The following is an 11,532-nucleotide window of genomic DNA, read 5'->3' as shown; positions in this document are numbered from 1 at the left end:
GGCCACCCCAACTTGCCAAAAACCCACAACAGTTGAGCCTCGCAATATGCGGAAGCTGAACCGGACAGCCGTGGGACGAGCCCGGCCATGACGACGATCGAAGCTCGCGGTTCGTCACCGCCCCTTGAAGTTCGCGAAGCGCCGCTCCTCGGTGGCCTTGACGCCTTCCTTGAAATCCTCGGTCGCGCGCAGCCGGGTCTGTTCGGCGAGCTCGTGCTCGGTTGCCGCCATCACACGGTCGGCGAGATTGGCGCGCATCGTCGCGCGGGTCGACAGCAGGCCGAGCGGCGAGCATTCGGCGATCTCGGCGGCGAGCTTCATCGCGGCCGTTCGCACCTGGTCCTGCGGCACGCATTCATTGGCGAGGCCGATTCTGAGCGCCTCCTCGCCGGTGACACGGCGGCTGGTGTAGAACATCAGCTCGGCGTTGTTCTTGCCGACCAGCTCCGGCAGCGTCACCGTCAGCCCGAAGCCGGGATGGAAGCCGAGCTTGGTGAAATTGGCCGAGAACCGCGCCTCCGGACAGGTGACGCGGAAGTCGGCCGAGACGGCGAGGCCGAGCCCGCCGCCGATGGCGGCGCCGTGCACCGCGGCGACCACCGGCTTCTTGCAGCGGAAGATCCGCACCGCCTGCATGTAGAGATGGTTGATCGCCCCGAGGCTGTCGGCCGGATCGCCTTTGGCGCCGGCCGCTTCCTGCGCCTGGCGCGCCGGATCGGTGAAGTTGGCGCCGGCGCAGAACGCCTTGCCTTGCGCCGCCAGCACCGAGGCGCGGATCTCGATGTCGCGGTCGAAGCCTTCCAGCGCATCGGCGATCTGGTTGATCAGTGAAATGTCGAAGAAGTTGAGCGGCGGCCGGCGAATCTCGATCAGGCCGACATGGCCGTGGATCTCGACGCCGATGTCAGGGAAGTGGGTCATGGTGGGGTCTCCTGATTAGTTACCTAATGCAGCGGTACGGCCGGTGCACCCTCTCCCCTTGTGGGAGAGGGTGGATCGCCGACGCGAAAGCGACGGCGAGGCGGGTGAGGGGTTCTCTCGGCAGTTGGCCGTGCGGATGGAGACCCCTCACCCGCTTCCGATGCTTCGCATCTCCGGCACCCTCTCCCACAAGGGGAGAGGGTGCACCGAGCAAGCCGAATTGGCTCCTACAATCACCGCAGCCCCAGCCCGCGCGCGATGATGCCGCGCAGCACCTCGGTGGTGCCGCCCTGGATGGTCAGCTTCGGCGCGGTCTGCATCGCGAAGGTCAGCTGGCTCTCCAAGGTCTCGCGATTTCCTGCGTTGTCCTCGACGAACGCGGCGAGGTCGCGGACGCGGTGCGGCAGCTGCTGCTCCCAGACCGTGCCGACGTCCTTGACGATCGAGGCCTCGACCACCGGCTCCTTGCCGGCCTGCAGCATGCCGGCGACCGACACCGACATCCGCCGCATCGTGTGTAGCTGCGCCACCAGGCGACCGATGCCCTCCGCGCTGCGCGTGTCGGGGTTGGGACCGACCGCGCGCACCAGCTCGGTCAGCACATAGTAGGTTTCGAGGAAACGCTCGGGCCCCGAGCGCTCATAGGCGAGCTCGGAGGTGGCCTGCTTCCAGGCGCCGTCGATCTCGCCGAGCTGATGATCGTCCGGCACGAAGGCGTCGGTGAAGACGACCTCGTTGAACTCCTTCTGCCCGGTGATCTGCCCAATCGGGTTCACCTTGATTCCCGGTGATTTCATGTTCACCAGGAACTGCGTCAGGCCATGACGACGGTTCTCCTTGGTGGCCGGCGACGTGCGGAAGATCGCGATCATGTAGTCGGCCATGTGCGCCGACGTGGTCCAGATCTTCGAGCCGTTGATCAGCCAGCCGCCGTCCGTCCTGGTCGCGCGCGTCTTGGCGGCGAACAGGTCGGAGCCCGAGTTCGGCTCGCTCATGCCGATCGCGAAGCACAGCTCGCCGCGGCAGATGCGCGGCAGGATGTCCATCTTGATATGCTCGGGCGCGTAGCGCAGCAGGATCGGCCCGCTCTGCCGGTCGGCGACGAAGAAGCGCCTGACAGGCGCATTGGCGACCCGCATCTCCTCGGTCACGACGTAGCGTTCCAGGAACGAGCGCTCGTGGCCGCCATATTGCTTCGGCCAGGTCATGCCGATCCAGCCGCGCGCGCCGACGCGGGCCGCAAACTCACGTGCGTCGGCATCCTCGCGCTTGGGCTGGTACGGGTTGAAGGTGCCGGCCGCGATCTCATCAGCGAGGAAGGCGCGCACCTCCTTGCGCAGCTCCTCGCATTCTCTCGGCAGGCGGATCGGATCGAAACGAAGTGCGGTCATGCGGCAATCCTCTTCGTCGTCAGCGCGAGGCGACCAGCGGCCACAGCTCATCGGCGCCGTGTGCGGCGACGCGCCTGCCGAGTTCGACGGCCCAATGGCTCTCGGAGCCGAAATCGTCGCGCCAGCCCAGCGCGCGCAAGGAGAAGCGATGCAGGATGTGCTCGGTGGTGAAGCCGATGGCGCCGTGCACCTGATGCGCGATCGCCGCGCCCTTCTCGGCGGCCTCGGCGCAGCGGATCTTGGCCGCTGCGGCTTCGAGAAACACCGCGTCGTCGAATGCGGCGGCCCGCGCGATCGCATCGGCGGCCGATGTCGCGGCCGCGCTCGCAGCGGCGCTCTCACCGGCCAGCCGTGCGAGATTGTGCTGCACCGCCTGGAATTTGCCGATCGGCTTCTCGAAGGCGACGCGCTCACACGCATAGTTGACGCTGATCGCGAGCAGCCGATCCAGCGCGCCGGCGATCTGCAGTCCGCGGGCAACGCCGCCCATCAGCATCAATGTCGTGGCGTCGAAGCCGGCCGGCGCCGGCCGGCATGCCAGCGGCGTGATCTTGTCGAACGTCACCGTGTCGCTGGGATCGTTGGCGAGGTTGAGGCCCGCGTCGATGCGCAGCCGCGCGGTCTCGACCAGCGCGATCGACACGCCGTCGCCGCCTTGCGCGAGCACGGCAACATGCTGCGCGGCTCTGGCGAACGGCACGCCGCGGGCATGGCCGGACAAGGTGCCGTCAGCGTCGAGCGTGATCCGGTCTCTCGGATGAGCCGGCGCGATCGTCATGGCGCCGTCGGGCGAGGCAATGCCGCCTTGTTGCAGCAGCCAGCCGGCGAGCAGCGTCTCGGCCAGCGGCACCGCAATCGCAAAACGGCCCGCGGCATTGATGATCTCGAAGCCGTCGGCGAGGTCAGTGCCGGCGCCGCCGAACTCCTCGCCCACCCAGGCGAGCGTCAGGCCGGCCTCGCTCAGCGCCTGCCACAGCGGCGCCGTCCAGCGGCCGTCCTTGTCGTGGTTGATCGTCTGCGGGTCGGCGAGATCGGCGAAGATCTTCTCCGCGGTCGCAACGACGATGTTCTCAGCTTCCGCCACAGCGCTCCTCGCCCTCGTTGTCGTCGGTCTCGGCGCGCCATGTCCTGCGCGCGCCGGCGATGTCTTGCCGGCATGATGGGCGCAAGCGATGGCCCTGACAAGCGTAGCGCGCTGCAGGGCCCCGTCCGCTCGCCGCATGGAGGCGAGCGATTTCCGCGCTGCGGAGATTTTGCCGATTTTGCAGATGCAGCGATGTTGGCTAAGAAGAAGCAAGGTAACAGGCAAAGGCAAACAGGGAGTGCGGAATGGCTGAAGGTCTGTGCGCGGTCGTGACGGGGTCGGCGTCCGGCCTCGGAGCCGCGACCGCGTTGCTGCTGGCGAAGGCCGGCATGCGCATCGTCGTGAACTATTCGAACAGCAAGAGTGAAGCCGAGCAGACCGCTGATCTCTGCCGCAAGGAAGGAGTCGAGGTCGTCGTCATTCAAGGCGACGTGTCGCGCGACGAGGATTGCCGCAAGATCGTCGCCGCCGCCGCGGCCTGGGGCCGGCTGGATGCCCTCGTCAACAATGCCGGCACCACCAAGCACGTCCCGCACGATCAGCTCGACGGCCTTTCGGCGGAGGATTTCCAGCGCATCTTCGCGGTCAACACCATCGGCCCCTTCCAGATGGTGCGCGCCGCACGGCCGCTGCTGGAAGCAGCGGCCAAGGCGACGGCGCGTGCGTCCGCGGTCGTCAACGTCTCGTCGGTGGCCGGCATCAGCGGCGTCGGCTCGTCGGTTGCCTATGCCGCCAGCAAGGGCGCGCTGAACACGATGACGCTGTCGCTGGCGCGCGCCCTGGCGCCAGCGATCCGCATCAACACCGTCTGCCCCGGCTACATCGATACGCCGTGGTTCACCAAGGGCCGCGGCGAGGCCGGCGCCAAGCAGGTGCGCGATGCGGTGGTGGCGCGGGTGCCGCTGCGCGCGGCTTCGTCCGCCGAGGATATCGCGCAGCTCGTGGCGTTCCTGGCGAGCCCGGCGTCAGGCCACATGACCGGCGAGGTCGTGCGCATGGATGCGGGGATGCATCTGTTGGGGTGACGCCGTTTCTTGGGGCGACGCCGTCGTGGTGAACAGCCGACGCGACGGCGCAGTCCAGACCTTGTTGGTGCTGGATTGCGTCGCCGCCTGGCTGGCAATGACTTGGAGTGAGAGCGCTTGGAGCGAGCGCGCTAGCGATTGAAATCGCGGATCGTGCCGCTGGCGACCAGCCTGTTCCAGATGAACAGCACCACCACGGCGCCGATCGTCGCGGTGATGAAGCCGGCGCCCTGGTTCGGACCATAGTGCCCGATCGCCTGTCCCACCGCGGTGGCGAGGAATGCGCCGACGATGCCGAGCACGGCGGTCAGGATGAAGCCGGAGGGGTTGTTCGGTCCCGGCGACAGAAGCCGGGCGAGGAAGCCGGCGACCAGCCCGACGATCAAAATATAGAGCATGACATGATCCTTGCCTGAAGGTCGCGCTCAGATCCGGCTCGCCAACTCGTGCTCGGTCGGCAGCCGCCCGTCCGGCGTGAGCTGATCGACCACCTTCGGCAGGTACTGGCTCAGCCCGTTCAACAGCTCGTCGCGCGACAGCCCGCTCTGCGCGGTGAGCTGATCGATCTGCTCGGCGCCGAGCGCATTGGCGAGGTCGCCGGGCGAGATCGGCTTGTTCTCGCCGGGGGAGACCCAGGAGTTCGCGGTGTCGCCATGGCCCTTGTCCTGCAACTGGCGCAGCAGATCGCCGAGCCCGCCGGACAAGACGCTGCCGGCGGCGCCGCCGGCGAGCAGGCCGCCGAGTCCGCCAGCGATGATGTTGCCGAGGCCGCCGCTCAATCCGCCACCAAGCGCACCGCCGAGCGGTCCGCCTTGATTCCCGGTCGGCTGAGACGGCGGGACCGGCGCGGGCGCCGCATTCGGCTGCTGCCCATTCTGCGAGAAATGCTTCACCGCTTTCCACGCCAGCAAAGCGAGGATCGCCATCGTCATTGGCGACATGCCGCCGCTCTTCTGCGTGGCCGGATGACTTGGCCCATTCGGGCCGTTCTGCATGCCGTTGAGGATATCGAGTAGACCCATGACCTGCCTCCTGCGCCCCACGCCGACAAAGCTATTGGCTTGCACGGAGCGTTACAAGCCGCGGTCAGAAGGGTCGCACAGGGGAACGTGTCGCGCGCGGCTCAGTTCCGGGCTTCGGCCCGTTTCGGCGCCTTGGCTCCGGGCGGTGCGGCAGCGGTCTGGCTCGGGCCGGTGAACATCCGCTTCAGCTCGTCGAGCTTCTCCGACAGGACCGGAAAGTTGCACGAGAACGAATCGCGCCGCCAGCCATCCTTGGCGCATTGCGCTGCCTTGATGCGGGCGCGTGCCTCCACGTTCGACGCCGGCGGTGGCAAGCCGCCCTGCGCGGTCGCGGCCGGCGGCTTGCTCGGCCGTTGCGGCGGCGGCGCCGGCATGGCCGGCTTCGGCGGCTCGATCGCGGCCCGCGCCGTCATGTCCCGGAGCGAGGGCTGGAGGTCCTGCGTCTGCGGCCGCGACATCATTGCCGAGCTCATGTTGGCGTGGCGCTGGCGCTCGAGGTATTGCGTATACTGCTGGTCGATGAACTTCTGCTCTTCGGCCGTGGGATTGGGCCCGGCGATGTCGAAGCTGCGGTCCTGCATGAAGTCGTAGTAGACATAGCCGCCGCCCGGCTTCCGTCTCCCGGCAAATTTGGCGTTGCATTGCGCCAGCGCCGCGGTCTTCTCCTCCTTGGAGGCGGACTTCTCGGCGGCGTCGGCGCACTCCTCGAAATCCGTCGGGGAGCGGCTCCACCATTCCGCATGCGCGCGTTGAGGTTGCACCGCAGGCAGGCAGGTGATCGCTGCAAAGACCAGAATTGGCAAGTGGGGTCGGTACACGAACGGCAATCCTCAGCGGCTCCCCGCCTCAGATGACGGGAGATTGTCGCCAATTTGCGGCGATGTGTGACTCCAATGCTGCGTAATTTGCGACTTTCTTCTTTATCTGCCGTGGTTCCGTGATCTCATTGCCACAGTCGGGTCGGCAATCACGGCAGCGCCGTTCGTGAATCGCACCTTGCTGTGGCGCCGGAACGATACGCAGCATTTTTCCACCATTTTCATCCCGCCGTAGTTGACGAAACTAATCTTGACGATGGAAAGATTGGTGTTGACGGGGCCGGGCGAGCGCCTTTATGAATATCTTGACATTGGAAAGATGACTTGCGCCGCCCGGCGCGGAGGAGGCTGCGATGAAAGTGTTCCTCACGGTCAAGCTGGCGCTGCTGCCGTTCGTCGTGTTCTGGACCCTGCTGGCCTGGCATCAGCCGGCATGGGCGGTGTGGTCCGCGCTGGCCCTGGCGCTGGCCGCCAATGTCTGGCGCGCCTCCCGTAGCGAGCTCGCGCTGCTGGAACTCGGAAGCCTCGCCCTTTTCGTCGTGCTGGCGATCGCCAACGACGTCGCGCCGAATTGGACGGCCGGCAATGCCCTGTGGCTGTCCTTCGCTGGGCTCGGCCTCGTCAGCTTCGCTTCGCTCGCCGTCGGCCGTCCCTGGACCGCGGATTATTCCCGGTCGGCCTATGCCGACAGCGCCTCGACGCCCCAATTCCATTTGATCAACATGCTGATGACCGGGCTCTGGGGCGTGCTGTTCCTGGTGCTCGGCCTGTGCCGCTGGGCCAGCGTCGCCTCCTGGATCACGACGGCGATCGTCGTCGGCGGCGCGCTGATCTCGATCTTCGGCCCCCGCTTCGCAATTCGCCAGGCCTTGCTGCGCATGCGGGCCGCGCGCGAGGAGTGCCATTGGCCGGCGCCGGGCTTCGCCTCCGCGGCCGAGACCGATTGCGATGTCGCGGTGATCGGCGCTGGAATCGGCGGGTTGACGGCCGCGGCCCTGCTCGCGGAGTCCGGGTTGAAGGTGAAGGTGTTCGATCACCACGTCGTGCCCGGCGGCTTCTGCCACACTTATCTTCGCAAGGCCCACCACGACAACAAGCCGGTGCTGTATCGATTCGATGCCGGGCCGCACGATTTCTCCGGCGTCTGGCCTGGCGGGCCGGTCGACGGCGTGCTGCGCCGGCTCGGCGTCGCCGACCGCATCCAGTGGCGGCGGGTCACGCACTCCTATCGTCTCGCCGGCCGCCGCATCGACGTGCCCGAGGACTGGCGCGCCTATGTCCGGCAGCTCTGCGAAATGTTTCCAGCCAGCGCGGACGGACTGACCCGGCTGTTCGACACCATCCATGCCATCTTCGAGAGCATGTACGCGACGGGGCAGGGTCGCAGCGGCATTCCCGGCATGCCCGCCAATCTGGAGGAGATGCTGGCCTTCCCGCGCAAGCATCCGCAGGCATACAGGTGGATGAACCGCCCGTTCGACGAGCTCGTCGCCGCCCACGTCTCCGATCCCGAGCTGATCGCCTGTCTCAACGCGCTGTCAGGCTATCTCGGCGACGGCAGCGAGGCGCTGAGCTGCGCACAGATGGTTCCGATCTTCGGCTACTATTTCAAGGGCGGCTTCTATCCGGTCGGCGGCTCCGGCCGCCTCGCGGACGTGCTCGCCGAGGCGGTCACCGCCCGGGGAGGCGAGGTGCATCTGAAATCCAGGGTCACCCGCATCCTGGTCGAGCAGGGCCGCGCCGCCGGCGTCGTGCTCGGCAATGGCCGCACGGTCCGCGCGCAGGCGGTGGTCTCGAATGGCGATCTCGGCCGCACCTTCACCGAGCTTCTGAAGGCCGACGATCTGCCGGCCGGCTTTCGCGAGCGCGCCCGTGTCCTCGTACCGGCGACGTCGTGCTTCTCGGTGCATCTCGGCCTCGACATGGTGCCGGACGTCGCGCCCGCCGCGCATCTCGACTCCCCGATGGGGATCGGGCTCGCGGTAATGTCCAAGCTCGATCCGTCGGCGGCGCCGGAAGGCCATGCGACGATGACGATCATCACCCTCGTTCCTCACGAACAGGCCAAGAGCTGGTTTCCCGACGAGGGCGGCGACGACTGGAAGGCGTGGCGGCGCTCGCCGGACTACGAGGCGCGCAAGCAGCAGCTCGGCGATGCCATGGTCGCCGCCGCCGAGACCATCATTCCCGGCCTGTCGCAGCATATCGTCTACCGCACCGACGCCAGCCCCATGACCTATGCGCGCTACGACCTCGCCAGTGCCGGCGCGATCTATGGCGTGGCCCGGTCGAGACGGCTGAAGGGCGCCAAGGCGCCGGTGCGCAATCTCGTCATCGCCGGCGGCGGCAATGCCGGAGCCGGCGTCGAGGCCGTGGTGATCTCGGGCGCGGAGGCGGCCGAGGCGCTCGTGCCCGGCCTGCTGGCGCGCGTATCAGATGTCGCATCGGACGCAATGACAGCGCCGCCGAAGGCGGCATGAGCGCGGCGATCAGGGCGTGTAGAGGTAGCGCAGCAGGGTGCGGCCGACGGTCTCCAGGCTCTGCGCCGAGCACTGCTCGATCGTATCCTGCGTGGTGTTGAAATAGGGCTCGTAGTCGAAGTCGATGACCAGGAAGCTCGGAATTCCGGCCTGCTGCAGCGCCGTGTGGTCGTCGCTGATCGGGTACGTCGTGGGCTCCGGCGAGAACGCCTGCGGCGCGATCCGGCTGCCGATGCTCCAGAACTTCTTGACCTCCGGCAGCGCCGAGGCCAGCGACGACGGCTCCGGCTGCAGCTTGAGATCCTTGTCGCAGACCATGTCGAAATCGACCGCCTTCTCCGGCTTGTGCGTCGGATAATAGGTCTTCAGGTTGGCCGCGAAATGCGGCGAGCCGAGGGGACGCCAGGTCGGATCGCCGGCGCCGAGCGATTTCGGCCCTTCCTCGCCGTCGAAGAAGATCAGGTCGATGCCGACGTCGGGCCGCGGCGACAGCGACAGCACGCGTGCGGTCTCCAGCAGCAGCGCCACCGCCGAGGCGGAGTTGTTGGCGCCCGGCATCGGCGCATCCGGCGACTTCGGATCGCGATAGGCCTTGATGATGCTGTCGTAATGGGTCGCGACGATAACGCGCCGCGGGTTCTGCACCTGGAAGCGGGCGATGATGTTGGTGAGCGGGATCGCCTTGCCGTCGTCACCCTTGGCGGAGAAGCTCTGCGTGAGCACCGCATCCGCCGCGCTCTTGGCCATCGCGTCCTTGATGTAGTCGATCGTTTTCTGATGCCCCGGCTCACCCATCGAGCGCGGCGTGAAGCGCAAGAGATCGGCGATGACGGACATCGCGCGCTGGCCGTCCCACAATTCGATCTTTGCGTCCGCGGCGTGGGCGGCCGGCGACGTCAGCAGCAACGCGGCCGTTGTCGCGGTGGCGGCGAGGCGGGGCCAGAACTCGGTCATCCGAAAAGCTCTTCAACGATGTCAGGACGGCTTCTTGCCGAAGGGAATGAACAGGATGCCGGCGCAGCCAGCCAGCACCACGGCGAAATAATAGGTGATGGCGCGCGAGCCGATGGTCGGAATCAGTGCGAACGTCGTGACCAGCGTGCCGACGACGTTGCCGATGGTCGAGACGCCGTAGACCAGGCCGGCGACACGGCCGGCCTCGCCGGCCGAGCGCGTCAGCAGGCTGACGGCGATCGGCGAGAAGGTGCCGAGCAGGGTCAGCGGCACCAGCAGCAGCGCGGTCGAGGCCATCAGCGTCGCCATCGGCCCGTCGCCGATGCTGTCGAGGATGTCGGCCATCACGGTATCGGCGGTCGCCGGCACCAGCGCCATGTAGGCGGCGGCGATCAGGATCATGGTGCCGATGGTGCGCGTCGACGGTTGCCGGTCGACGATGGCGCTGCCGGCGAAATAGCCGATCGCGAGCGCGCACAGCACGGTCGAGATCAGGCTCGCCCAGGCGCCGATGCCGCTGCCGAAATACGGGTTGAGGTAGCGGCTGCCGAGCATCTCGAAGCCCATCAGCACGCAGCCGACCAGGAACGAGCAGACATAGATCGCCAGCATGCCGGCGCGGGACACGTGCTCGCTCATGGCAGCTTCTTGTTGTGGCGCTCGATGCTCTTCAGCGCCTCGACCGGCGCGAAGTCGTCGGTCAGCACCTTGGCCTTGGCGTCGATCACCTGGCCGTTGTCGATGTCGATGCGCTTGCGCTGCGCCAGCATGTCGGCGAGCTTGTAGCGGAAGCCGAATTCCTTGTCGCGCTCCTGCGCGATGCCGGCGAGATCTTCCGCCTTCCGCTCGTCGCCGGGATAGGCGACCATGACGATGTTGCCGCCGGCCTCGTAGAAGTCGACCTGCGGGAACACGCTGTGAATGGTCTTCACCGCGGCGTCGAACAGCATCGTCGACGGCTCGACGTTCTGCGCCACCACGCCGCCCTCGGCGAGATGGTCCTTGACGAGCTGGTAGAATTCCTTGGTCAGGAGATGAAACGGCACGAACGGCCCGCGATAGGCGTCGATCAGGATGATGTCGTAGCGGTCCTTGGATTCCTGCACGAACAGCCGGCCGTCGCGGTTGGCGACGTGGAAGTTCGGCTCCTCCTTGATGCCGAAATATTTCTTGGCGAGATCCAGCACGGTCGGATCGAGCTCGACCGAGGTCACCTGCACCTTGGGCAGGAAGCGGTGCAGGTACCACGCGGTGCGGCCGCCGCCGAAGCCGATCTCCAGGATCGAGTGGACGTCCTTGGCGTACATCACGCTCGCGGTCATGAAGCGGGTATAGTCGACCGGCAGGTCGAGCTCGTCGCGGGTGTTGTAGACGCTCTCGGTATAGATGCGGCGGTTGTGACCGAAGGTCATGCTGCGGTAAGGCGCCTGCTCATAGACATAGATGTTGTTGTAGAGCGACTCCTTGGACTCCAGCAGATTGCGGGTGTCCTGCGCGCCTGCGGCGGCGATGGAGAGGAAGCTTGCGAGCGCGCCTGAAATGACCGACCGGATGAGCATCGACTTGATCGTTTCCCTCGGCTGAAAAATGATGGGCAAGGTCTATGTGACCTGGCGGCTCCGGCTTCGCAGGACGGCTATCCTCCGGTCCGAGATGCGCTCAGGCACGACCAATACGGCGATCCCGAGGCCGGTTCCGCATCGGCGCCGTTCTCTTAGACCATTGGCTGCCTCCCGGATAGTCAAACCGGCCCCGGCCAACGGGGGTGTGATCGCGGCAGCCCCTTCGAGCGGTCCGGCGCGGCGACGTTCCCCCGCGCTGAACCGGACCCGCGAAC

The 11,532-nt window shown here is 66.9% G+C and carries 11 protein-coding genes; 2 read left to right on the top strand and 9 right to left on the bottom strand.

Annotated features, from left to right (window positions below):
- Positions 1-114: 114 nt before the first annotated feature.
- The 3 genes from ACQR2C_RS20735 to ACQR2C_RS20725 all read right to left on the bottom strand — a co-directional run bounded on the left by ACQR2C_RS20735 (position 115) and on the right by ACQR2C_RS20725 (position 3,396).
- Entirely contained in the window at positions 115-921 is an 807-nt protein-coding gene (locus tag ACQR2C_RS20735; protein ID WP_316216820.1) for an enoyl-CoA hydratase/isomerase family protein, read from the bottom strand.
- Positions 922-1,154: 233 nt separating this feature from the next.
- Positions 1,155-2,312 carry an acyl-CoA dehydrogenase family protein gene (locus ACQR2C_RS20730; RefSeq protein ID WP_316216819.1) on the bottom strand — a complete coding sequence of 386 codons (1,158 nt, stop codon included), beginning with the start codon at positions 2,310-2,312 and terminating at the stop codon, positions 1,155-1,157.
- A gap of 19 nt (positions 2,313-2,331) precedes the next feature.
- On the bottom strand, positions 2,332-3,396 hold the full coding sequence (locus ACQR2C_RS20725; RefSeq protein WP_434881989.1) for an acyl-CoA dehydrogenase family protein: 1,065 nt from the start codon (positions 3,394-3,396) through the stop codon (positions 2,332-2,334).
- Between the two features lie 245 nt (positions 3,397-3,641).
- Here ACQR2C_RS20725 and ACQR2C_RS20720 point away from each other — a divergent pair, with 245 nt between their 5' ends.
- Positions 3,642-4,421, top strand: a complete 780-nt coding sequence (locus ACQR2C_RS20720; protein WP_315800565.1) for an SDR family NAD(P)-dependent oxidoreductase — start codon at positions 3,642-3,644, stop codon at positions 4,419-4,421.
- A gap of 131 nt (positions 4,422-4,552) precedes the next feature.
- Here ACQR2C_RS20720 and ACQR2C_RS20715 read toward each other — a convergent pair whose 3' ends face one another.
- From ACQR2C_RS20715 to ACQR2C_RS20705, 3 genes are all read right to left on the bottom strand, one after another.
- The gene (locus ACQR2C_RS20715) at positions 4,553-4,819 is read right to left on the bottom strand and encodes a GlsB/YeaQ/YmgE family stress response membrane protein (protein ID WP_315800564.1); all 267 of its coding nucleotides are present in this window, start codon (positions 4,817-4,819) and stop codon (positions 4,553-4,555) included.
- 27 nt (positions 4,820-4,846) lie between these two features.
- Positions 4,847-5,443 (bottom strand): YidB family protein, encoded by a 597-nt coding sequence (locus tag ACQR2C_RS20710; protein WP_434881988.1) that lies wholly within the window; start codon positions 5,441-5,443, stop codon positions 4,847-4,849.
- Between the two features lie 101 nt (positions 5,444-5,544).
- Positions 5,545-6,261 (bottom strand): hypothetical protein, encoded by a 717-nt coding sequence (locus ACQR2C_RS20705; RefSeq protein ID WP_316216817.1) that lies wholly within the window; start codon positions 6,259-6,261, stop codon positions 5,545-5,547.
- 353 nt (positions 6,262-6,614) lie between these two features.
- Here ACQR2C_RS20705 and ACQR2C_RS20700 point away from each other — a divergent pair, with 353 nt between their 5' ends.
- Positions 6,615-8,741, top strand: a complete 2,127-nt coding sequence (locus ACQR2C_RS20700; protein ID WP_434881987.1) for an FAD-dependent oxidoreductase — start codon at positions 6,615-6,617, stop codon at positions 8,739-8,741.
- Between the two features lie 9 nt (positions 8,742-8,750).
- Here the strand turns inward: ACQR2C_RS20700 and ACQR2C_RS20695 are convergent, their stop codons facing one another.
- From ACQR2C_RS20695 to ACQR2C_RS20685, 3 genes are read right to left on the bottom strand one after another with little or no spacing between them, the layout of a single operon-like run.
- Entirely contained in the window at positions 8,751-9,695 is a 945-nt protein-coding gene (locus ACQR2C_RS20695) for a M28 family peptidase (RefSeq protein ID WP_315800560.1), read from the bottom strand.
- A 21-nt stretch (positions 9,696-9,716) separates the two neighbouring features.
- Complete coding sequence (locus tag ACQR2C_RS20690; protein ID WP_315800559.1) at positions 9,717-10,334, bottom strand: fused MFS/spermidine synthase; 618 nt, start codon at positions 10,332-10,334, stop codon at positions 9,717-9,719.
- Complete coding sequence (locus tag ACQR2C_RS20685) at positions 10,331-11,254, bottom strand: spermidine synthase (RefSeq protein WP_434881986.1); 924 nt, start codon at positions 11,252-11,254, stop codon at positions 10,331-10,333. Before ACQR2C_RS20685 ends, ACQR2C_RS20690 begins: the two co-directional genes overlap by 4 nt.
- Positions 11,255-11,532: the final 278 nt, after the last annotated feature.

It is taken from the genome of Bradyrhizobium sp. HKCCYLRH3061, from assembly GCF_051168015.1.
Lineage (GTDB): Bacteria > Pseudomonadota > Alphaproteobacteria > Rhizobiales > Xanthobacteraceae > Bradyrhizobium.
This window is presented reverse-complemented; position numbering and strand designations above follow the sequence as displayed.